Below are 23,334 nucleotides of genomic sequence, written 5' to 3'. Positions count from 1 at the left end.
GTGGAAACCCGCTCCACCCGGGGCACTTGACCGATTTCCCGTCAATCGCGCGTAGAACGCGCCTTCTTCAGTCGGAACCAGTAGAAACCGTGCCCCGCGAGGGTCAGCAGGTACGGCCACTGACCGATCGCAGGGAACCGCACCTGGCCGATCAGCTCCACCGGGCTCATTCCGGCGAACCGCCGCAGATCCAGCTCGGTCGGTTGCGCGAAACGCGAGAAGTTGTTCACGCAGAGCACGAGGTCGGCGTCCATGCCCTCCTCGGGCGCGGACTCCCGGAGGAAGGCCAGGACGGCCGGATTGGACGAGGGCAGTTCGGTGTACGAGCCGAGTCCGAAGGCGCGGTTCTGCTTGCGGATCTCGATCATCCGCTTCGTCCAGTGGAGCAGCGAGGACGGCGAGGCCATGCCCGCCTCGACGTTGGTGACCTGGTAGCCGTAGACCGGGTCCATGATGGCCGGGAGCGAGAGCCGGCCCGGGTCGCAGGAGGAGAACCCCGCGTTCCGGTCGGGCGTCCACTGCATCGGGGTGCGGACCCCGTCCCGGTCGCCCAGCCAGATGTTGTCGCCCATGCCGATCTCGTCGCCGTAGTACAGCACCGGGGAGCCCGGCAGCGAGAAGAGCAGCGCCGTGAACAGCTCCATCTGGTTGCGGTCGTTGTCGAGGAGCGGGGCGAGCCGCCGGCGGATGCCGATGTTGGCCCGCATCCGCGGGTCCTTGGCGTACTCCGCGTACATGTAGTCGCGTTCCTCGTCGGTCACCATCTCGAGCGTCAGCTCGTCGTGGTTGCGCAGGAAGATGCCCCACTGGCAGCCGTCCGGGATCGCCGGGGTCTTGGCCAGGATCTCGGAGACCGGGGTGCGCGACTCGCGCCGTACCGCCATGAAGATCCGCGGCATCACCGGGAAGTGGAACGCCATGTGGCACTCGTCGCCGCCCGAGGGGAAGTCGCCGAAGTAGTCCACGACGTCCTCGGGCCACTGGTTCGCCTCGGCGAGCAGCACCGTGTCGGGGTAGTGGTCGTCGATCTCCTTGCGGACCCGCTTGAGGAAGGCGTGGGTCGCCGGGAGGTTCTCGCAGTTGGTGCCCTCCTGCTGGTACAGGTACGGCACCGCGTCCAGGCGGAAGCCGTCGATGCCCAGGTCGAGCCAGAACTTGAGCGCGGAGAGGATCTCCTCCTGTACCGCCGGGTTCTCGTAGTTGAGGTCCGGCTGGTGCGAGAAGAACCGGTGCCAGTAGTACTGCTTGCGCACCGGGTCGAAGGTCCAGTTGGACGTCTCGGTGTCGACGAAGATGATCCGGGCGTCCGGGAACTGCTTGTCGTCGTTGGCCCAGACGTAGTAGTCGCCGTACGGCCCGTCGGGATCGGAGCGCGACTCCTGGAACCACGGGTGCTGGTCGCTCGTGTGGTTCATGACGAAGTCGATGATCACGCGCATGCCGCGCTGGTGCGCCGCGTCCACGAACTCCACGAAGTCCGCGAGGTCGCCGAACTCCGGCAGTACGGAGGTGTAGTCGGCGACGTCGTAGCCTCCGTCCCGCAGCGGCGACTTGAAGAACGGCGGCAGCCAGAGGCAGTCGACGCCCAGCCACTGCAGATAGTCCAGCCTGCTGGTGATGCCCTTGAGGTCGCCTACGCCGTCGCCGTTGCTGTCCTGGAAGGACCTGACGAGCACTTCGTAGAAGACGGCCCTTTTGAACCAGTCCGGGTCACGGTCCTTTGCGGGCGTGTCCTCGAAGGTGTCGGGGACGGGTTCGTTGACAGTCATGAGGTGGGTGACCCTCCGATCGACGGGGACGGTCGCAGAGCGAGGACGTGCGCGGGCCTGACGCCCGGCTCGAGGCGCACATAGTTGGCTCTGCCCCAGTGATAGGTCTCGCCGGTGAGCTCGTCGCGCACCGGTACGGTCTCGTGCCAGTCGAGGCCGAGTTCCGGCATGTTCAACGAGACCGTGGCCTCCTGGGTGTGGTGCGGGTCGAGGTTGGCGACCACCAGAACAGTGTTCGAACCCGACCGCTTGCTGTAGGCGATCACCCGGTCGTTGTCCGTCGAGTGGAAGGTCAGGTTCCGCAGGCGGCGCAGAGCCGGGTGGCGGCGCCTGATCCGGTTGAGCGTGGTGATCAGCGGGGAGATCGTCGTCCCCGCGCGCTCGGCCGACTCCCAGTCACGGGGCTTGAGTTGGTACTTCTCCGAGTCGAGGTACTCCTCGCTCCCGTCGCGCAGGGCGGTGGCCTCGCACAGTTCGTAACCCGCGTACACGCCCCACGAGGGCGAGAGGGTCGCGGCGAGCACCGCGCGCACCTCGAAGGCCGGCCGGCCGCCGGTCTGGAGGTACGCGTGCAGGATGTCGGGGGTGTTGACGAAGAAGTTCGGCCGCATGGACGCGGCCACGTCGCCGGACAGCTCGGTGAGGTACTCCGTCAGCTCCTCCTTGGTGTTGCGCCAGGTGAAGTACGTGTACGACTGCTGGAAGCCGACCGCCCCGAGCGTGCGCATCATCGCGGGCCGGGTGAACGCCTCCGCCAGGAAGATCACGTCCGGGTCGGCGCGGTTGATCTCGCCGATCACCCGCTCCCAGAACACGACGGGCTTGGTGTGCGGGTTGTCGACCCGGAAGATGCGGACCCCGTGGTCCATCCAGTGTCGCAGCACCCGCACCGTCTCGGCGACGATGCCGTCCATGTCCTTGTCGAACGCGATCGGGTAGATGTCCTGGTACTTCTTCGGCGGGTTCTCGGCGTAGGCGATCGAACCGTCCGGCCGGTGGTGGAACCACTCCGGGTGCTTCTCCACCCACGGGTGGTCCGGGGAGCACTGCAGCGCGAAGTCCAGCGCGATCTCGAGGCGCAGCTCGCGGGCGCGGCTCACGAAGGCGTCGAAGTCCTCGATCGTCCCCAGGTCCGGGTGGACGGCGTCGTGCCCGCCCTCGGGGGAGCCGATCGCCCACGGCACCCCCACGTCGCTCGGGCTCGCCGAGAGCGAGTTGTTGGGACCCTTGCGGTGGGTGGTGCCGATGGGGTGGATGGGCGGGAGATAGACCACGTCGAAGCCCATCGCCGCGATCGCCGGCAGCCGCTCGGCGGCGGTGCGGAACGTCCCGGGAACGGTCCGGCCGCGGACCTTCCGCACGCCCTCGGAGCGCGGGAAGAACTCGTACCAGGAGCCGTACAACGCCCGCTCCCGCTCCACCTGGAGCGGCAACGCGGGCGACGAGCTGACCAGTTCGCGCAGCGGGTGGCGGTCCAGCGCCTCGGTCACCTGGGGGGCGAGGGCCGCCGCCAGCCGGGCCGCGGGCGAACGGGACCCGTCGCGCAGCGCGTCCACGGCCGCGAGGACGGCCTCCCGCCCTCCGCCCTTCTTGGGGACGCCCTTCGCGGCGCGTTCGTGCAGCTCGGCGCCCTCCGCGAGCACGAGCTCGGAGTCGATCCCGGCCGGGATCTTGATTCTGGCGTGGTGGCGCCAGGTGGCCACCGGGTCGCTCCAGGCCTCGACCGTGTAGGTCCACAGGCCCTCGGCGTCCGGGGTGACCTCGGCGCCCCAGCGGTCCGTGCCGGGTGCCAGTTCGCGCATCGGGGTCCAGGGCCCGGGGCGGCCGGAGGGGCCGCGCAGCACGACATTGGCGGCGACCGCGTCGTGGCCTTCGCGGAAAACGGTGGCCGTGACCTCGAAGGTCTCACCGGCCACCGCCTTCGCGGGCCTGCGTCCACAGTCGACCAGCGGGCGGACGTCCAGTACGGGAATACGTCCCATGAGCGGGTTCACAGCATCACCTGAGGGTTTGCGGGGGTGCGGGTGGTGGTGCGCTCTTTGTAGCTCCGTCGACGGCTGGCGGGTTGCGGGCATGGCCGCTCCTGTCCGCGTTCACTCGGATGGCGGGTCTACGGGGTGTACCGGAGGAGCCTTCCTCGGTTTTCGGGTGGGCAATCCGGCGCTTTGTTAACTACTCGGACGTAGCCACGGGGACAAGCACACGGCAGCCACAAGAAACCGGCCCCGTCCTTGTGGGACGGGGCCGGTGATCCACGGATCCGGACCGTGGCCCCGCTGCCGCGGGACGCCCGGACGGCCGCACCGCGCGACCCCGGTGAAGACCGGTCAGCCCTGCGGTGACGCCGAGGGCTCCTCCGCGTCCGTGGCCCACACCTGCCACGGCTGACGCGTCACCCACTCCTCCACCGGGGCCGGTGACACCGCCAGCACCTCCGCCGAGACACCGTCGTCGGCCGCCATCAGCAGCGGGTCGGCGCCGGTCGCCATGTGGTGGTAGATCCCCGCGACGCCGGCCGCCGCCACCGGGCCGAGCAGCTGCGCGAGGCCGCGCTCGAACACCTCGGGCGGCAGCGGCAGGTAGTGCACCGCCCGGCCCAGGCCCCGGCCGAACGCCGCCGCCAGCTCGGCCCCGGTCATCGACCGGGCCCCGCCGATGTCGAACGTACGCCCCTCCAGGCCTTCCCCCGTCAGCGCCGCGAGCACCGCCTCGGCGAGGTCCCGGTGCGAGATCCAGGCCGTCGGCGTCTCGGGCGGCAGCGGATAGGCCAGGACCCCGTCGTTGACCAGCGCGGGGCCGTTCCAGGGCGAGAAGAGGTTGTCGAGGTAGACCGGGGGCCGCAGGACGACCAGCGGCACGCCGCAGTCCCGGAAGACCTCCTCGGCGATCCTGCGGGTCTCGAAGGCGGCGACCGAGGTCGCACCCGGCGGGATGCGGGTGTTGGCGTTGTAGACCAGACGGACGATCCCGGCCTCCACCGCCGCCAGCGCGATGTTCCGCGCGTACAGCCGTACCCGCTCGGGCTCGTACACCAGCGGCATCACCACCGAGGCGTGCGTCATGCCCTCGAAGAGCCGCCGCACGTCCGCGGCGCTTCCCAGGTCCCCCGCGACGAAGGAGGCACCCGGCAGGGGCGGGCGGTCGCCCTCGGGGCGGCGCGAGAGCGTACGGACCCGGTGGTGCCGCTCGGCCAGCAGGCGCGCCACCGCACCCCCCTGGAAGCCGGTCGCTCCCACGACGGCCACCCGCATCGGAATCTGACTGGACATGTGTCGTTGAGGCCCTTCGATAGGCTGTGACTGCTGCCGTGACGGCTCTCTCAGGCTGGCGGCGGCGGCTTCGGCCGTTCAATTAACAAACCGGGGCGGAAGTTGAAGGATCGTCCATGGACACCGTGGGAACCGACTGTCACGACCGGCACGGGGAGGAGCGCGACGACCAGCGCGACGACCTCCTGAGCGAACTGCTGAAACCGCTCCGGCTCACCGGCGTCTTCGACAGCCGGTGGCACGTCCGCGCGCCCTGGGCCATCGAGGGCGACGCGGAGCAGAGCTGCGCCGTCCTGCACTACCTCGTGGAAGGGGGCTGCTGGATCACCGGCGAGGGCCAGGCGCCGCTGGAGCTGCGCGCCGGCGACCTCATCGTCTTCCCCACCGGCACCGCCCACCGGCTCTCCGACCGGCCCGACCGCCAGGGCGTGCCGCTCAAGGCCGTCCTGCCCGAGCGGCAGCCGGGCACCTCCGGCGAGATCGTCATCGAGGGCACCGGCACCGAGAGCCGGCTGCTGTGCGCCGGACTCCACTACGACGCCAGCGCCGCCACGGGCCTCTACACCTCACTGCCCTGGGCACTGGTCCTCGACGGCCCGCAGGTCGAACGCGAACCCCTCCTCCGCGACACCCTGCGGCTGCTCGCCGACCCCGCGCGGCCCCTCGGCCCGGGGGACCGGCTGATCACCCTGCGCGCCTTCGAGATGGCGCTCGTCCTCGCCCTGCGCCCGCTGCTGCGCGAGCTCACCGACAAACCGGACGCGCTGCCCGTGCTGCGCCACCCGGGCATCAGCAGGGCCCTGGTCATGATCGCCACCCGGTTCGCCGAGCCCTGGACCATCGAGTCCCTCGCCCGGGAGGTCGGCATGTCCCGCTCCGCGTTCACCGCCGCCTTCCGCGAGCTGGTCGGCGAGGCGCCCGCGCGCCACCTCACGGGCCGGCGCATGCAGGAGGCGGCCCGGCTGCTCACGGAGACCTCGATCCCGCAGTCCGCCGTCCCGGCCAGGGTCGGCTACCAGAGCGCCGTCGGCTTCCACCTGGCCTTCCGCAAGTGGTTCGGGACGACACCGGGGGAGTACCGCTCCGGCTTCGACAACGCCGCGTGACCTCGTGTGATCAGGACAAAAGCCGCATGACCGGAACATCCCTGGCCGGTTCTTAAGGACCGCTGGACGGACGTTCATTGCCCCGGTGCCCCGAGCCGTGGAGGCTCAAGGCGGCGGAGCCATGACGTACGAGGAGAGGCGATAAGCGGTGACGAGGTCCGGGCAGGAGTATCTGGAGGCGCTGCGCGACGGGCGCGAGATCTGGCTCGACGGTGAGCGGATCAAGGACGTCACCACGCATCCCGCCTTCCGGGCCACCGCGGCCTCCTTCGCCGGCCTCTTCGACCTCGCCCACGACTCGCCGCTCACCCCCGTCCTCGTGCAGGGCGGGGTGCACCGCGCCTACGCCGTCCCCCGGTCGTACGAGGACCTGGTCGCCCGGCGCCGGGCCTACAAGGCGTGGGCGGAGGCGAGCTACGGCTTCCTCGGCCGGACCCCCGACTACATGGCCTCCGGCGCGGCCGGTTTCGCCGCCGCCCCCCAGGTCTTCGACACCGAGTGCTTCGACGGCGCCGGCCACGCGCTGGCCTACCACCGCAGGCTCGCCGAGGGCGGGCTGTACTGCGCCTTCACCATCACCAACCCGGCCTGCGGGGGCGGCGCGGACGACGACCTGACGGTCCGGGTCGTCCAGGACCGCGCGGACGGGATCGTCGTGCGCGGCGCCAAGACCATAGGCACCGGCGCGGTGTTCGCCGACGAGATCCTGGTCGGGACGATCGAGCCGCTCGCCCGGGAGGACGTCGAGCGGGCGCTGACCTTCTCCGTCCCCGTGGACACCCCCGGCCTGAAACTGGTCTCCCGGACCTCCTACGAGGGGCGCGCGCGGTCCGTCTTCGACCATCCGCTCTCCTCCCGGTACGACGAGAACGACGCGCTGCTCGTCTGCGACGACGTGTTCGTCCCGTGGGAACGGGTGCTGACCTACCGGGACGTCGACACGACCGCCGCGATGTGGTGGCAGACCCCGGCCTATCTGAACTTCACCCACCAGTCGGCGACGCGGTTCTGGACCAAGCTGGAGTTCCTCACCGGCCTCGCGATCCTCATCGCCCGGTCCAACGGCACGGACGGGCTGCCGCCGGTGGCCCAGGCGATCGGGCGGCTGCTCGGCATGGTCGCGCAGGCCAAGGCGTTCGTACTGGCGGCGGAGGCGTCGTGGGAGCCGGTCGACGGGGGCCGGGGCGGGGTGCGGCCGGGGCAGGAGATCTCCTTCGCCCAGCGGATCATGGCCGGTGAGCTGTACCCGCGGGCCCTGCAGGACATCAAGCTCCTCGCGGGCGGGTCGGTCATCCAGACCCCGGCGAGCGGCAGGGACCTGCTCCACCCGGAGCTGGGGCCGCTGGTCCGCCGGTACTTCCGCACGCCGGGCCATCCGGCCGAGGACCGGATCAAACTCCTGAAACTCGCCTGGGACGCCCTCGGCTCGGAGTTCGCCGGCCGGCACGAGCAGTACGAGCGCTTCTACCAGGGCGCCCCGCACGTCTATCTGACGATGCAGAACGGGGCGGGAGGCGCCGACGACTGCGTGAGCCTGGCCCAGGCGTGCCTGGACGGCTACGACCTGGGGACGACGGGCACCACGCCGAGGGCGACCCGGGGGGCGGCTTCCGGATCGGCCCCGGCGCCCGCCGGGGCGGCGGCCTCCGGGTCCGCTACGGAGGCGGCGTCCGGGTCCGGTACGGGCTCGGTTTCCGGATCCGCCGGGCGGGCGGCATCCGGGGCTCCTTCCGGCCCGGCCCCGGAGGCGGTCTCCGGGCCGGCCCCGGGGACGACGACCGGGACCGGCCGGTGACCGGCTCCCGGGAGTCACCGGTGGCCGGCTCCGCCTCGCCGCGTGGGGCCCTCGCCCTGCTCGCGTCCACGCAGCTGCTGCTCATCCTGGACACCGCGGTCGTCAACGTCGCCCTCCCCTCGATCGGCGAGGACCTCGGACCGGGGTCCGCCGGTCTGTCCTGGGTGGCCAACGCCTACCTGATCACCTTCGGGGGCCTGCTGCTGCTCGGCGGCCGCGCCGCCGACCTCCTCGGCCACCGCCGACTCTTCCTCGCCGGCCTCGGAGTGCTCGCCGCCGCCTCGGCCGCCGGAGCCCTCGCCCCGCACGCGAACGCCCTCGTCGCCGCCCGCGCCGCACAGGGCGTCGGGGCCGCCCTCGCCGCGGCCGCCGCGTTCGCGCTGCTCCTCGGCCTCTTCCCGGACGGCCCCGCCCGCCACCAGGCGCTCGGCGCCTTCGCCGCCATGGGCGGACTCGGCGGCGTCCTCGGCACCGTCGCCGGCGGCGTCCTCACCGACCTCGGCGGCTGGCGCTCCACGTTCTGGCTCAACGTCCTGGCCGCCGCGGTCCTGGCCGCGCTCGCCCCCCGCGTCCTCGCGCCGGGCGAGCGCCGCGCCGACCGGGGCTTCGACCTCGCCGGAGCGCTCACCGCCACCGGAGGGCTGGGCCTCGTCGCCTACGCGCTCGTCGGCGCCGGCGAGTCCGGCCCGCTCTCCCTCCGTACCCTCGGCGCCGGAGGTGCCGGACTGGCCCTCCTCGCCGCCTTCGCGGTGATCGAGACCCGGGCCGCCGCCCCCCTCGTACCGCCCGCCGTGCTCCGCCGCCCGGCCCTCCGGCTCGCCAACACCCTCAGCGCTCTCGCCCAGATGACGCTGTTCCCCCTGTTCTTCCTGGTCAGCCTCTATCTCCAGAGCGTCCTCGGCCACTCCCCGCTGGACGGCGGCCTGGGACTGCTCCCGCTCTCCCTGGTCGTCGTCGCGGTCGCCCCGCAGACCGGCCGGCTCATCCTCCGGTACGGGCTGACCCGGACCATGACCCTCGGCTTCGCGCTGCTGTGCGCCGGCACCCTGTGGCTGGCGCTCGCGCTCACCGCCGACGGCACCTTCCTCACCACCGTCCTCGCGCCCAGCCTGCTGCTGGGCGTCGCCCTGCCGCTGGCGATGGTCACCACCAACGTGGCCGCCACGGCTCAGGCATCACCCGAGGAGACCGGGCTGGCATCCGGACTCGTCAACACCAGCCAGCAGTTCGGCTCGGTGCTCGGCCTCGCCGTTCTGGTGGCCATCGCCACCACCCGTACCGACGCTGCCACCGCAGCGGCCCGGACCGACGGCTTCAGAGCCGCGCTCCTCGTCGGCGCGGCCTTCGCCGCCGTCGCCGCGACGCTCTCGGTACGCCTGCGCCTGCCCGCCCCCGCCACGGCGCCACCGCGCCGGGTCCGGGCGGCCGAGCCGACCCACGGTGACCACGTGGGCGACCACATCTGATCTCGGCGACCGAGCCGAAGGGGCGCGGCTGCCGACAGGGAGGGACGTGCTGGCTCCCAGGACCATGGGGGAACCTCGGGCGATGTCCGAGGGGGAGCCGAGCGCCCTCGACCGTCGGCGGACGCATCGCATGCCCCGGAGGTAATCCGAAACCACGAAGAGGGGCATTCCGTTGACCCTGTACGACCTTGTCGCGCCCGGTCTCGACGAACGCGGCGATCCGCGCTACCGCATCTGCGACATCCGCGCGGCCGATCCGCTCGGCGCCGACGCGTTGCTCGCCGCGCTCCCCGCGATGAACGCCGACGCCGACGTCGCCGCGCTCGTCGTGTCCCTGCGCACGCTCGTCCCCGACCCGGACCGGGCCTCGGAATGGAACGTGGAGGCCGCCCTCGCGGCCATGCGTGACCTCGGCATCCTGCTCGGCTCCCTGAAACGCCACGGCGTCCAGCCGGTCGCCGCCGTGCCCGAGGTCCTGCCGATCCTCGAACTCCTGGGCCGGCGGACCGACATGGTGCCCCGGGACACCGTGCACCACTACACCACCTGGAACCCGCTCGGCCCGCGCCAGCGGATGTACACCGGCCATCCCATGGAGGGCCACCTCCAGGAAGCCGTCCGGATGACCTTCCCCGGACTGGTCGCGGCGCTGGACACCTGCGCGAGGATCGCCCGGCTCGAACCGTACGACCCCGGCTTCGCGGTCGCCCTCGACCGCACCGCGCACCACGTCCAGTCGATGGTGGACTCGATCGACTTCACCATCGCCCACGTCACCCCGGAGTACTTCGCGCTCACCCTGCGCCCCTACTTCGAGGAGATCGACGTCGCGGGGCGCGACTACCTCGGGCCCGCCGCCGCCCAGGTCCCCCTCTGGCTCGTCGACCTGACGCTCTGGCAGTGCGACCGCTCCCACCCCGACTACGACGCCTTCCTCGCCGATTCGGTGCAGTACAGCCTGCCGTCCTGGCGGGAGTTCCACGCGCGGCACAGCGGCGGCGTCTCCGCCGTCAGCAAGCTGTCGGCCGCCATCAGCTGGGAGAGCGTCGAGCGGCTGCCCCCGCAGCTGGAGGCGTCCGCCCGGGCGCTCGCCCGCGTCCTGAGGATCCTCAAGACCTTCCGCGCCCGCCACATCGGGATCGCCCGCAAGGCATACAGCGACGACCTGCGGCTGTACGACGAAGGCAGCGGCGGCGCCCCGATCCCCCTGCTGCGCTCGATACTCGACCTGACCCGGGACAACGAGACCATGGTGCGCCACGCGACGGGCAGCCCCCGCCCGGTGGCCGGCCCCCGCCCGGTGGCCGGCGCGCGGACGTCGGCGGCGTGAGGGAGAGACGATGAACGCGCTCACGCCCCCGGCGGGCCCTCAGCCCGACGCCCTCCCCGATGTCCTGCCCGACGAGTGCGACCTGCCGGGCTGCGGACTGCTGCACGTGGTCGTCGCCGGCGGCGGCATCGCCGGCCTCACCACCGCCCTCGCCCTGCACGCCGCCGGATTCCGGCGGGTCACCGTCGTCGAGGCGGCCAGGACCGGCCGTCCGGTCGGCGCCGGGCTCAATCTGATGCCCAACGCCGTCCGCGAACTCGACGCCCTCGGGCTGCTCGACCGGCTCGAAGCCGGCGCCCTGCGCACCCGCGAACTGCGCTACTACCACCGCTCCGGCGGCCTGATCTCCCGCGAACCGCGCGGGACCGGTGCCGGCTACCGCTGGCCCCAGCTCTCGGTCCACCGCGCCCACCTGCACCGGGTCCTCGCCGACGCGGTGCGGGAACGGCTCGGCCCGGCCGCCGTCGTCGGCGGTGTCCGCGTCACCCACGCGGAGACCCTGCCCGACGGCCGCCCCCGGATCCGTCTCGAACACCGCGACGGCACCACCCGGGGCCACGCCTCCCTCGAACCGGACGTCCTGATCGGCGCCGACGGCATCCGCTCGGCCGTCCGGGCGGCGCTCAACCCCGGCGAGGGCGGTCCGCCCTGGAACGGCATGCTCGTGTGGCGGGGCGTCTCCCGGATGCCCGCGCGCTCCGTCGGCACCTTCATGTTCATCGCCGGCGACGACCGCCAGAAGGCCGTCGTCTACCCCATGACCCGGCCCACGGGCCCGGACGGCACCGTGCTGGTCAACTGGGCCCTCGCCCGCCCCGCGGAGGACCCGGAGGCGGAGGAGCGGCGCGAGGAGTACCGCGGCGACTGGAACCGCGCCGTCCCTGTCGAAACGTTTCTGCACCACTTCGAGGGGTGGGAGTTCGACGGGGTCAGCGTGCCCGGCGTCCTGCGGGCCGCCGACGCGGCCCACGAGTACCCCATGGTCGACCGCGAGCCCCTGGACCGCTGGACCCACGGCCGCACCACCCTCGTCGGCGACGCCGCCCACGCCATGTACCCGATCGGCTCCAACGGAGCCACCCAGTCCATCGTCGACGCCCGCGCCCTCGCCCACGCCCTGGCCGTCCACCGCGACCCGGCGGACGCCCTCGCCGCGTACGAGGAGGAGCGCAGGCCCGCCATGACGGCCCTGCAGCACGCCAACCGCCGGCTCGGCCCCGAGGTCGTCATCAACCTGGCGCACCAGCGCGCCCCGCACGGGTTCACCGACATCGACGAGGTGATCCCCGCCCCGGAGCTGGCCGCCATCGCCGCCCGCTACGCCGCCACCGGAGCCTTCGACCCGACGGCCGTCAACCAGGGATCCCCCTACGGGACACGCCGTCCGGATATCCCCGCCACCTCCGTCGTCCGGGTGGGCGCGCCCTTCTGACGCCCCGTCCGGGCTCCGGCGCACCCCCGCGCGCCGTGGCCCGGACGGGGGGAGTGGCCTACCTTCGGGGGGACGCACAGTGGACGCACAGCGTGGTGCGCCCACTCCGCTCCGCTCTCCCCTGCGAAGGTGGAACACGTGAAGGCAATCCGTCGATTCACCGTGCGCCCCGTCCTCCCCGACACCCTTCGACCGCTCACCGACCTGGCGCGGAACCTGCGCTGGTCCTGGCACGAGCCGACCCGTGAACTCTTCGACTCCGTCGCTTCCGCCCCACCGGGAGACCGCCGCACCGACGACGGCGACCCCGTCCGGCTGCTCGGCTCCGTCTCCGCCGCCCGCCTCGCCGCCCTCGCCGCCGACCAGGAGTTCCTGGGCCGGCTCAACGCCGCGGCCGAGGACCTCGAGCACTATCTGCACGCCCCCCGCTGGTACCAGGAACACCAGGAACAGCACGGCGGGCTGCCCGCCGCGATCGCCTACTTCTCACCCGAGTTCGGCGTCACCGCCGCCCTGCCCCAGTACTCCGGCGGCCTCGGCATCCTCGCCGGCGACCACCTCAAGGCCGCCAGCGACCTGGGCGTCCCGCTCATCGGCGTCGGACTCCTCTACCGCCACGGCTACTTCCGCCAGTCCCTCTCCCGCGAGGGGTGGCAGCTGGAGCACTACCCCGTCCTCGACCCCGGCGAGCTGCCGCTCTGCCTGCTCCGCGACACCGACGGCACCCCCGCCAAGGTCACCCTCGCCCTCCCCGGCGGCCGCAGCCTGCACGCGCACATCTGGACCGCGCAGGTCGGCCGCGTCCCCCTGCTGATGCTCGACTCCGACGTCGAGGAGAACGCGCCCGGCGAACGCAACGTCACCGACCGCCTCTACGGCGGCGGCAGCGAACACCGGCTCCTCCAGGAGATGCTCCTCGGCATCGGCGGTGTCCGCGCCGTCCGCACGTACTGCCGGCTCACCGGCACCCCGGCACCCGAGGTCTTCCACACCAACGAAGGCCACGCCGGCTTCCTCGGCCTCGAACGCATCCGCGAACTGGCGGGTGAGGGCATCGGCTTCGACGCGGCCCTGGAGACCGTCCGCGCCGGGACCGTCTTCACCACCCACACGCCCGTCCCCGCCGGCATCGACCGCTTCGAGCGCGGCCTGGTCGCCCGCCACCTCGGCGACGACGCCGAGCTTCCCGGCGTCGACGTCAGCCGGATCCTCGCCCTCGGCGACGAGACCCCGCTCGGGGGCGAACCCGGGCTCTTCAACATGGCCGCCATGGGACTGCGCCTGGCGCAGCGCGCCAACGGCGTCTCCACGCTCCACGGCGGGGTCAGCCGCCAGATGTTCGCCGGGCTGTGGCCCGGCTTCGACTCCGTCGAAGTGCCCATCGGCTCCATCACCAACGGCGTCCACGCGCCGACCTGGACCGCGCCCGAGGTGGGCCGGCTCGGCCCGGACGCCGACGACCGCGAGCTCTGGGAGCTGCGCCGCACCCTGCGCGAACAGCTCGTCACGGAGGTAAGGGAACGGCTGCGGGCCTCCTGGCGGCAGCGGGGCGCGGGAGCCGCCGAACTCGGCTGGACCGACTCCGTCCTCGACCCCGACGTGCTCACCATCGGGTTCGCCCGCCGGGTCCCCTCGTACAAGCGCCTCACGCTGATGCTCCGCGACCCGGACCGGCTGCGGGCGCTGCTGCTCCACCCCGAGCGGCCGGTCCAGCTCGTCGTGGCCGGCAAGGCGCACCCCGCCGACGACGGCGGGAAGCGGCTGGTGCAGGAGCTGGTCCGCTTCGCCGACGACCCGCGGGTGCGGCACCGGATCGTCTTCCTGCCCGACTACGGCATGGCCATGGCGCGCAAGCTGTACCCCGGCTGCGACGTCTGGCTCAACAACCCGCTGCGGCCGCTGGAGGCGTGCGGCACCAGCGGGATGAAGGCCGCCCTCAACGGCTGCCTCAACCTCTCGGTCCTCGACGGCTGGTGGGACGAGTGGTTCGAGCCCGACTTCGGCTGGGCGATCCCCACCGCGGACGGGGCGGCCGCCACCGACCAGGAGCGCCGTGACGACCTGGAGGCGGCCGCGCTGTACGAACTCGTCGAACGCCGGGTCGCCCCCCGCTTCTACGACCGGGGTCCGGACGGAGTCCCGGCCCGCTGGACCGCCATGGTCCGCAGGACCCTCGGCGACCTCGGGCCGAAGGTGCTCGCCGACCGGATGGTCCGCGAGTACGTGGAGCGGCTGTACGCCCCCGCCGCGGCGGCGCACCGCGCGCTCGACGCGGACGCGGCCCGGGAACTGGCCGACTGGAAGTCCCGCGTGCGGACCGCCTGGCCGAAGGTCGCGGTCCACCACGTGGAGGTCGGCGAACTGGGCGAGGACCTCGGCGACGCCGAGCTGGGCGCGACGCTCTCGGTACGGGTGGGGGTCTCCCTCGGCGAACTGCGGCCGGAGGACGTGGAGGTCCAGGCCGTCACCGGCCGCGTCACCCCCGACGACACCCTCGCCGACCCCCGCGTCTGCGCCCTGAAGCCGGCCGGCGGCCTCTCCGACCTGGACGGCCGGCGGATCTACGAGGGGTCCCTGGTCCTCGACCGCACCGGCCCCTTCGGCTGCACGGTCCGGGTCCTGCCGGCCCACACACGGCTCGCCTCCCCGGCCGAGCCGGGGCTGGTGACCTGGCCGACCGACGCCGTCGCGGAGGAGGCGGGGGTGCTGTTGCGCTGACCCGGGTCCGGGTCAGGGGAGCCTCGCCCGGTCGGTGAGGCGGCCGTCGCTGAAGCAGGGCCGGCAGACCGGGATCGTCGCGAGGAGCGCCGTCGGGTAGTGGAGGCACTCGTCCGTCCCGGCCGGCTCGGCGGGGGCCCGCCAGGGCGGGCCGTGCCGGTCACCCTGCGCAGACGCACGGACGCCCGGAGGGGGAGAACCCCTCCGGGCGTCCGTCACGGTGTGGCCACCGCGGGGGCGGGCTACGGGAACGTCAGCTTGAAGCTGTTGATGTAGCCCGTGTCGACCGAGGCCTTGTCCTGGACGCGCAGCTTCCAGGCACCGTTGGCGACCTCGCTGGAGGCGTTCACGGTGTAGGTCGCGACGAGGTTGTCGGCGCTGCCTCCGGAGCGGTTGTGCACGTTGTAGACCGAGCCGTCGGGGGCGACGAGGTCCACGACGAGGTCACCGCGGTAGGTGTGGACGATGTCCACGTCCACCTTGAGGGTGGCCGGGGCGTTGCCGGTGATGCCGGTGACGTTGACGGTGGAGGTCACCGCGGCGCCGTTGTCCGGGATCGCGACGTCGGCGGTGTTCTCGAAGACCTTGCCGGTGCCGGGGTCGCCGCCGCCGGGGCGCGCGCCCACGTTGATGCCGGCCCAGGCGTGCTCGACGGCCTTCACCTCGGCGCTTCCGGCGCCGTACAGCTCGGTGGCCACCGCGACCGTACCGGTGCGGGCACCGGCGTAGTTGGTGTTGGAGCCGAACTTCGTGGTGAGCGCCTTGAACCAGATCAGCGCCGCCTTGTCACGGCCGATGCCCGTGACCGGCAGGCCGTCGGAGGTCGGCGAGTCGTAGTTCACGCCGTTGATCGTCTTGGCGCCGCTGCCCTCGGAGAGGAGGTAGAACCAGTGGTTCGCCGGGCCCGAGGAGTAGTGGACGTCGATGCCGCCGATGCCCGAGTACCACGCGTCCTTGGACGAACCGTCCTTGCTCGGCTTGTCCATGTAGCGCAGCGGGGTGCCGTTGCCGCGGATGTCGATCTTCTCGCCGACGAGGTAGTCGCCCTTGTCGCTCGCGTTGTTGGCGTAGAACTCGACGGCCGCCGCGAAGATGTCGGAGGTGGCCTCGTTCAGACCGCCGGACTCACCGCTGTAGACGAGGCCGGCGGTGTTCGAGGTGACGCCGTGCGTCATCTCGTGCGCGGCCACGTCGATGGAGGTGAGCGGCTTGGTGTTGTTCGAGCCGTCGCCGTACGTCATGCAGAAGCAGGAGTCCTGCCAGAAGGCGTTGACGTACGCGTTGCCGTAGTGGACCCGGGAGTACGCGCCGACGCCGTCGCCGCGGATGCCGGAGCGGCCGTGCACGTTCTTGTAGTAGTCCCAGGTGACCCCGGCGCCGAAGTGCGCGTCCGCGCCCGCGGTCTCGAGGTTCTGCGGGGTGCCGTCTCCCCAGACGTCGTCGGAGCCGGAGAACAGGGTTCCGGTGCCGGACGTGCCGCGGTTGAGGTTGTACGTCTTGTGGTTGCCGCGGCCGGTGTCGGTCAGCGTGTACGACGGGGCGGTGCCGAGGGTCACCTGGCCGCTGTACTGGGTGTTGCCGGTACCGGTGTGGACGGCCTGCCACTCGTACAGCTTCTTGCCGGTGGTGGCGTCCGTGACGACGTGCAGTTCGTTCGGGGTGCCGTCGTGCTGGAGGCCGCCGACGACGGTCTCGTACGCGAGGACGGGCGAACCCTGGGCCATCCAGACCACCTTGCGCGGGGCGCGCTCGGCGGCGGTCTTCTGCGAGCCCTCCGCCTTGGCCTCGGCCAGCGCCTGCTTCTCGGCGGCGGCCGGGGCGATGTCGGCGCTGAGGTCGACGTTCTTCAGCTCCGCGCGGGAGGCCTTCGTGACGCCCTGCGTCTGTCCGGCCTTGGACTCGGCGACGACCAGGTCGCCGCCGAGGACGGGGAGTCCGCCGTAGGTGCGCTCGTAGCGCGTGTGCGTGGTGCCGTCGCGGTCCTGGACCACGTCACGGACGACCAGCTTCTCCTGGGCGCCGAGGCCGAGGGCCTTGGCGGTCGCGGCCTTGTCGGCGTCGGCCGCCCGTATCAGCGCGGTGCGCTGCGCGGGCGAGAGGTCGGCCGGGAGCTTGCCGGGGTTGGCCGCGGTGCCGGCCTGGGCCTTCGGCGCGGCCTGGGTGTCCGCCGCGGTGGCGGCACCCGTCTGGACCGAGACGGCGAGCATGGCGGCGGCAGCGATCAGGGCGCCGGTCGCGGTGGCGCGACGGCTGGGCGTGGATCTCACGCAGACTCCTTTTGCGAGGGGGGTTCCGGACGGCTGGGTGGGTCGTCCGGGCAGAGCAAACAGAGCTGTGGAGCACGTACTCGTGAGGCGCGGACTCCGGTGCGGGGAGTCGGGAAGGAGAGTGGCAGTCATGACCGGTCCGTGTCAGGAGCGCGTCAAGAAGTTGGCCGGAAATCGTCCGGTGCCCGAAGGGCCGTGTTCGTTAAGCGGACGTTTCGTCGATCATGGCCGCGATGCCGCCCGGTGTTCGCCCGCCCGTGATGTGCGGAGGATCTCCGGCCCGGCCGCACTCCGCCCGCCCCCGCCCGGACCGTTGAGCAGCGGGTACGCGCCCGCCTCGGGCCCGCGTAGCGGTGTGGCTCGTTCCGCCCCCTCCCCGGGCTCTCCCGAACGGCGGGCCCCGCCGCGCCCGTTCCGCCCGCCCGGCGACGCGACCACTCCGTGGACACCGCACCGGGGCACGGCGGGGCGCGCGGAGGCGTGGCCGCCGCCGCGCGGGGTGCCGGGCCGGCTCAGCCCACCACGCCGTCCCGCCAGGCGCGGTGGAGACCGGCGTAGTGCCCGTCCCCGCCGACCAGCTCGGCCGGCGTCCCGTCCTCGACCACGCGGCCCGCCTCCATCACCAGGACCCGGTCCGCGATCTCCACCGTGGAGAGCCGGTGCGCGATCACCACCGCCGTGCGGCCGGCGAGGACCGTGTCCATCGCCCGCTGCACCGCCCGTTCGCCCGGCACGTCCAGCGAGCTGGTCGCCTCGTCCAGGATCAGGACCGCCGGGTCTGCCAGCAACGCGCGGGCGAAGGCCACCAGCTGCCGCTGTCCCGCCGAGATGCGGCCGCCCCGCTTGCGTACGTCGGTGTCGTACCCGTCCGGCAGCCCGGCGATGAAGTCGTGCGCGCCGATGGCCTTGGCCGCGTGCTCGATCTCCTCCCTCGTCGCCTCCGGGCGCCCGATCGCGATGTTCTCCGCGACCGTCCCGGAGAAGAGGAACGCCTCCTGCGTCACCATCACCACGCCCCGCCGCAGCTCGGCCGTCGCCAGTTCCCGCACGTCGACCCCGTCGAGCAGGACGCGGCCCTCGGTCGGGTCGTAGAAGCGGGCCAGCAGCTTGGCGAGGGTCGACTTGCCCGCGCCGGTCGAGCCGACGACCGCGACCGTCTGGCCCGCCGGGATCCGCAGGTCGAAGCGGGGCAGCACCTCGCCACCGGTGCGGTAGGCGAACCGCACCTCCTCGAAGACGACCTCGCGGCCCGGGAATCCGGCACGGGCCGGCGGGAGGGGGCGCGGAACGGCGGCCTCCGGCACGCCCGGCGCCTGGGCCAGCAGACCGGCGATCTTGGCGAGCGAGGCGGCCGCCGAATGGTAGGAGTTGAGGAACATGCCGAGCCGGTCGATCGGGTCGTACAGCCGCCGCATGTACAGCACCGCCGCCGCGAGCACCCCGAGCGCCAGCGTCCCGTCGGCCACACGGGAGGCGCCCCACAGGCACATGCCCGCGACCGCCGTGTTCGCCACGAGCCGGGAGCCCACGACATAGCGGGCCATCTCCAGGAGCGCGTCGCCGTTGCTCCGCTCGTGCCGGTGGTTGAGCGCCGCGAACTCGGTGTCGTTGGCCCGCTCCCGCCGGAAGGCCCGGACCGGCCGGATGCCGTTCATCGTCTCCGCGAACTTCACGATCACGCCCGCGACGGCCGTGGACCGCTCGGCGAAGACCACGGCCGCGCGCCGCTGGTAGATCCGTACGAGCAGGTACAGGGGGGCGAAGGAGGCGACGGCCACCGCCCCGATGCCCAGATCCAGCCAGAGCAGCATCGCCGAGATGGACACGAACGCGAGGACGACGCCGATCAGCTCCTGGAGCCCCTCCGCGAGCAGTTCGCGCAGCGACTCCACGTCCGTGGTGGAGCGGGAGATGAGCCGGCCCGAGGTGTACCGCTCGTGGAAGTCCAGGCTGAGCGCCTGGGCGTGGCGGAAGATCCGGCCGCGCAGGTCGAGCAGGACGTCCTGGTTGACGCGGGCCGCGCCGCGGACGAAGGCGTACTGCAGGAGCCCCGCCGCCGCCGCGCAGAGGAGGTAGCCGGCGGCGACGGCGACCAGCGGGCCGTGGTCCCCGCCCCGGACCGCGGGAACGCCCCGGTCGATGGCGTACGCGACCAGCAGCGGACCGGCCTGGACGGCGGCCTGCTGGAGGAGCAGGACGAGCGCGGCGACGGCGACCCGGGCGCGGTGGGCGGAGAGCAGCGACCGCAGCAGGGCCCCGGTCGCCCCCGCCGGCGCGGGAAGGTCGTCCTGGTCGAACGGGTCGCCGGGGGCGCCCGCCGCGTCGGCCACCCCGTCCGTCGTCGCCTCGCCGGGCGCCCCCGGCGCGTCGGCCGGCCTGTCGGGTGGGGCCCCGTCCGCCGTCTCCCGTGCCGCGGAGGGCGTCGGCTCCGTCGGCTTCGCCGGGTCCTTCGACTCCGTCGTCTCCGTCATCGGGGGGTCTCTCCTTCGCCCTCACCGGACATCAGCCAGGCGTACTCGGCGCTGTCGCGCAGCAGTTCGTGGTGGGTGCCCACCGCCGCGATGCGGCCCCCGGACAGCAGCGCGACCCGGTCGGCGAGCAGGACGGTCGACGGCCGGTGCGCCACGACCAGCGCGGTCGTGTCCCGCAGCACCTCGCGCAGCGCCGCCTCCACCAGGGCCTCGGTGTGCACGTCGAGCGCCGAGAGCGGATCGTCGAGGACCAGGAAGCGGGGCCGCCCCACCACCGCTCGTGCCAGGGCCAGGCGCTGGCGCTGACCACCGGACAGGCTCAGGCCCTGCTCGCCGACCCGGGTGGCCGCGCCCTCGGGCAGCGCCGCCACGAAGCCCTCGGCCTGGGCGACACCGAGCGCGCGCCGCAGTTCCGGCTCCCCGGCGGCCTCCCCGGCGCCCATCAGGACGTTCTCCCCGACGCTCGCCGAGAAGAGCGTCGGCTCCTCGAACGCCACCGACACCAATGTGCGCAGCCGTTCGCGCTCCATCCGCGTGATGTCCTCGCCGTCGAGCAGGATCCGTCCCGCCGTCGCCTCGTGCAGCCGGGGCACGAGCGCCGTGAGCGTCGTCTTGCCGGACCCGGTGGCGCCGACCAGGGCCAGGGTCTCCCCGGGGCGGATGTGCAGATCGATCCGGTCGAGCACCGCCGGCGCGTCGGCGGGCGCGTCCGGGTAGCGGAACGAGACACCCTCGAACCGCACCCCGTCCCGCGTGACGGCCGAGGCCCCGACGGGCTCGTCTCCCGCTGCCCGCGGTGGCCCTGGTGTCTCCCGGGGCTCGTCTCCCGCTTCAGCGCGCGGCCCCGGTGTCTCCTCCGGCTCGTCCATCACCTCGAAGTACCGCTCGGTCGCCGTGGCCGCCTCCTGGCTCATCGCGAGCAGGAAGCCGATCGACTCCACCGGCCACCGCAGCGCGAGGGCCGTCGAGAGGAAGGCCACGAGCGTGCCGGCCGACAGGCCGCCGTCGGCGACCCGGACCGTGCCGAGGACCAGCGCGGCGCCGATGGCCAGCTCCGGCAGGATGGTGATGAGCGCCCAGATGCCGGCCAGGAGCCGCGCCTTGACCAGCTCGGTGGAGCGCAGCCCGCCGGCCAGGGACCGGAACGCCCGGGCCTGACTGCGGTGGCGGCCGAACCCCTTGACGATGCGGATGCCGAGGACGCTCTCCTCCACCACGGTGGTCAGGTCGCCCACCTGATCCTGCGCCCGCCGGGCGACCACCGCGTACCGGCCCTCGAAGAAGGAACACAGGATCACCAGCGGCACCACGGGTGTCAGCAGTACCAGCCCGAGCGTCCAGTCCTGGCCCAGCAGGAGGACGTAACCGGCCAGGATCGTCACTCCGTTGACCAGGAGGAACGTCAGGGGGAAGGCCAGGAACATCCGTACCAGCATCAGGTCCGTCGTGCCGCGGGACAGCAGCTGGCCCGACGCCCACCGGTCGTGGAAGGCGATCGGGAGGCGTTGCAGATGCCGGAACAGGTCGGCCCGCATCCGGGCCTCGACGCTCGCCAGCGGCCGGGCCACCAGCCAGCGCCGGAAACCGAAGAGCAACGCCTCCGCGATGCCGAGCAGCAGCAGGTACAGCCCCCCGAGCCACACCCCGCCCGGGTCCCCGGCGGCAACGGGTCCGTCCACCATCCACTTCAGGACCAGCGGGATGACGAGGGACAGGCAGGAGGCGACCACGGCGACCGATGCGGCGGCGGCCCAGCGCCCGCGCACCGGTCGCACGTAGGGCCACAGGCGCAGCAGCGCGCGCACCGCCGAGCGGCCGGCGTCGGCCGACGGGAGGGCGTGGTCCGGGGCCCGGGCCGGGTCCCCGGCCGCGGTCTCGGCGGAATCCTTGGTGAGGGCATCGTTTTCGGGCATCAGGGGTGAGCCTACGGTTCGCCCCTGACATCCCTCACGTGGTTTTCGGCCTTCGCGGCCCCGGGTCGTACCACCGGTCAACCGATCGGCTGACCGCGTTTCGAGCGGGACGGCCGATGCGGCCGGGCAGCCCCGGGAGCCAGTCTGGGGGCATGCCGATGAAGGCCTACGGCGACCGGAAGGTCGTCGACGACGTGTCGTTCGAGGTCGCCGAGGGAGAGGTCTTCGGGATCCTCGGCCCCAACGGAGCGGGCAAGACCACCACGGTGGAGTGCGTGCAGGGGATCAGGACCCCCGACGCCGGCACGGTACGGGTCGCGGGCCTCGACCCGGTCGCCCGGCACGCGGACGTCACCCGCCTCCTCGGAGCGCAGCTCCAGGAGAGCGAACTCCAGCCCAAGCTGACCGTCCGGGAGGCGCTGGAGCTGTACGCCTCCTTCTACGACCGGCCCGCCGACTGGCGCGGGCTCGTCGAACGCCTCGGCCTCGGGGCGCACCTGAAAGCACGGTTCTCCACCCTCTCCGGCGGCCAGAAGCAGCGGCTCTTCATCGCCCTCGCGCTCGTCGGCAACCCCCGTGCCGTCGTCCTCGACGAGCTGACCACCGGGCTCGACCCGCGGGCGCGGCGCGACACCTGGTCCCTGATCGAGGACATCCGGGCGGACGGGGTGACGGTCCTGCTCGTCACCCACTTCATGGAGGAGGCCCAGCGCCTCTGCGACCGGATCGCCGTCCTCGACCACGGCCGGGTCGCCGCCCTCGACACCCCCCAGGGCCTGATCGCCCGGTCCACCGCCTCCAAGGTGATCTCGTTCGCCGCCACGACGCCGCTGGACCCGGCGGAACTCCGCGCCCTGCCGCGTGCCACGCGCGTCGCGACACGGGACGGCCGCACCGAGGTCGACGGCACCGACGAGACCGTGAACGCCTTCGTCGGGCTGCTCGCCGGCCGGGGGATCACCGTCCAGCAGTTGCGCGTCACCGACGCCACCCTCGACGACGCCTTCCTCGACCTGACAGGAGCCGACCAGCCATGACCGCAGGCCCCACCACCATGGTCCTGAGGACCGAGGTCCGCCTCTTCACCCGTGAGCCCGGATCGCTGTTCTGGGTGATGGCCTCGCCCACGGTGCTCCTGGTGATCCTCGGTCTGATCCCCTCCTTCCGTGAGGTCTCCGACGACCTCGGAGGCCGCCGGGTCATCGACCTCTACGTCCCCGTCGCCGTCCTCTTCGCGCTGATCATGTCCGGGCTGCAGGCCATGCCGCCCGTCCTCGCCGGCTACCGCGAACGCGGCATCCTGCGCCGGATGTCGACCACCCCGGTCCGCCCGGCCTCCCTGCTCGCCGCCCAGATCACCCTGCACGGCGCCGCGGCGCTCGTCTCCTCCCTCCTGGTCGTCACCACCGGCCGGCTCGCCTTCGGGGTCCGGCTGCCGGAGAACCCCGTCGGGTACGTCCTCGCGCTCCTCCTCGCCGTCGCCTGCGGCCTCGCCCTCGGCGCCGCCGTCTGCGCGGTCTCCCGGACCCAGAAGATCGCCACCGCGGTCGGCTCGGCGGTGTTCTTCCCGACGATGTTCACGGCCGGCGTCTGGGTTCCGGTCCAGGCCATGCCCGATACCCTGCGGGACATCGTCCGGTTCACTCCGTACGGCGCCTCCTCGCAGGCGCTGGACGCCGCGACGGGCGGGGGATGGCCCGGCGGGGCGGCGCTCGGCGTGATGGCGCTGTGGACGGTCCTGCTCACCGCCACGGCGGTGCGCCGGTTCCGCTGGGAGTGACCGGACGGGGGAGGACAC

14 protein-coding genes are annotated in these 23,334 nt (G+C 72.9%); 8 read left to right on the top strand and 6 right to left on the bottom strand.

Annotated elements, in window-relative coordinates; translation table 11 throughout:
* Positions 1-41: 41 nt before the first annotated feature.
* The 3 genes from treS to AB0K65_RS15980 all read right to left on the bottom strand — a co-directional run bounded on the left by treS (position 42) and on the right by AB0K65_RS15980 (position 5,038).
* Positions 42-1,769, bottom strand: coding sequence for a maltose alpha-D-glucosyltransferase (gene treS / locus AB0K65_RS15990; protein ID WP_365716762.1), 1,728 nt, complete (start codon positions 1,767-1,769; stop codon positions 42-44).
* Complete coding sequence (locus AB0K65_RS15985) at positions 1,766-3,751, bottom strand: alpha-1,4-glucan--maltose-1-phosphate maltosyltransferase (protein WP_365716760.1); 1,986 nt, start codon at positions 3,749-3,751, stop codon at positions 1,766-1,768. The genes treS and AB0K65_RS15985 overlap by 4 nt, the downstream gene beginning before the upstream one ends.
* A 345-nt stretch (positions 3,752-4,096) precedes the next feature.
* Positions 4,097-5,038, bottom strand: coding sequence for an NmrA family NAD(P)-binding protein (locus AB0K65_RS15980; protein WP_365716758.1), 942 nt, complete (start codon positions 5,036-5,038; stop codon positions 4,097-4,099).
* 116 nt (positions 5,039-5,154) lie between these two features.
* Here AB0K65_RS15980 and AB0K65_RS15975 point away from each other — a divergent pair, with 116 nt between their 5' ends.
* From AB0K65_RS15975 to glgP, 6 genes are all read left to right on the top strand, one after another.
* The gene (locus AB0K65_RS15975; protein WP_365716756.1) at positions 5,155-6,144 is read left to right on the top strand and encodes an AraC family transcriptional regulator; all 990 of its coding nucleotides are present in this window, start codon (positions 5,155-5,157) and stop codon (positions 6,142-6,144) included.
* 148 nt (positions 6,145-6,292) lie between these two features.
* Positions 6,293-7,939, top strand: a complete 1,647-nt coding sequence (locus tag AB0K65_RS15970; protein ID WP_365716754.1) for a 4-hydroxyphenylacetate 3-hydroxylase N-terminal domain-containing protein — start codon at positions 6,293-6,295, stop codon at positions 7,937-7,939.
* Between the two features lie 20 nt (positions 7,940-7,959).
* Positions 7,960-9,405, top strand: a complete 1,446-nt coding sequence (locus AB0K65_RS15965; RefSeq protein WP_365716752.1) for an MFS transporter — start codon at positions 7,960-7,962, stop codon at positions 9,403-9,405.
* A 172-nt stretch (positions 9,406-9,577) separates the two neighbouring features.
* Positions 9,578-10,735: a monodechloroaminopyrrolnitrin synthase PrnB family protein gene (locus AB0K65_RS15960; RefSeq protein ID WP_365716750.1), complete on the top strand. Its 1,158-nt coding sequence runs from the start codon at positions 9,578-9,580 to the stop codon at positions 10,733-10,735.
* A gap of 97 nt (positions 10,736-10,832) precedes the next feature.
* Positions 10,833-12,167, top strand: a complete 1,335-nt coding sequence (locus tag AB0K65_RS15955; RefSeq protein WP_365716917.1) for an FAD-dependent monooxygenase — start codon at positions 10,833-10,835, stop codon at positions 12,165-12,167.
* Positions 12,168-12,305: 138 nt separating this feature from the next.
* Positions 12,306-14,885 (top strand): alpha-glucan family phosphorylase, encoded by a 2,580-nt coding sequence (gene glgP / locus AB0K65_RS15950; RefSeq protein WP_365716748.1) that lies wholly within the window; start codon positions 12,306-12,308, stop codon positions 14,883-14,885.
* A gap of 242 nt (positions 14,886-15,127) precedes the next feature.
* Here glgP and AB0K65_RS15945 read toward each other — a convergent pair whose 3' ends face one another.
* The 3 genes from AB0K65_RS15945 to AB0K65_RS15935 form a co-directional block, all read right to left on the bottom strand.
* Positions 15,128-17,152, bottom strand: a complete 2,025-nt coding sequence (locus tag AB0K65_RS15945) for a M4 family metallopeptidase (RefSeq protein ID WP_365716746.1) — start codon at positions 17,150-17,152, stop codon at positions 15,128-15,130.
* Between the two features lie 512 nt (positions 17,153-17,664).
* Positions 17,665-19,623 carry an ABC transporter ATP-binding protein gene (locus AB0K65_RS15940; RefSeq protein ID WP_365716744.1) on the bottom strand — a complete coding sequence of 653 codons (1,959 nt, stop codon included), beginning with the start codon at positions 19,621-19,623 and terminating at the stop codon, positions 17,665-17,667.
* A complete protein-coding gene (locus AB0K65_RS15935) occupies positions 19,620-21,536 on the bottom strand; it encodes an ABC transporter ATP-binding protein (RefSeq protein WP_365716742.1) in 1,917 nt (638 codons plus the stop codon). The genes AB0K65_RS15940 and AB0K65_RS15935 overlap by 4 nt, the downstream gene beginning before the upstream one ends.
* 152 nt (positions 21,537-21,688) lie before the next feature.
* Here AB0K65_RS15935 and AB0K65_RS15930 point away from each other — a divergent pair, with 152 nt between their 5' ends.
* Positions 21,689-22,573 (top strand): ABC transporter ATP-binding protein, encoded by an 885-nt coding sequence (locus tag AB0K65_RS15930; protein WP_365716740.1) that lies wholly within the window; start codon positions 21,689-21,691, stop codon positions 22,571-22,573.
* Positions 22,570-23,316 carry an ABC transporter permease gene (locus AB0K65_RS15925; protein ID WP_365716738.1) on the top strand — a complete coding sequence of 249 codons (747 nt, stop codon included), beginning with the start codon at positions 22,570-22,572 and terminating at the stop codon, positions 23,314-23,316. The genes AB0K65_RS15930 and AB0K65_RS15925 overlap by 4 nt, the downstream gene beginning before the upstream one ends.
* Positions 23,317-23,334 lie beyond the last annotated feature (18 nt).

The organism is Streptomyces sp. NPDC053755 (assembly GCF_040677675.1).
Lineage (GTDB): Bacteria > Actinomycetota > Actinomycetes > Streptomycetales > Streptomycetaceae > Streptomyces.
Note: the sequence above shows the minus strand (reverse complement) of the source record. Positions and strands in the feature narration are given on the sequence as shown.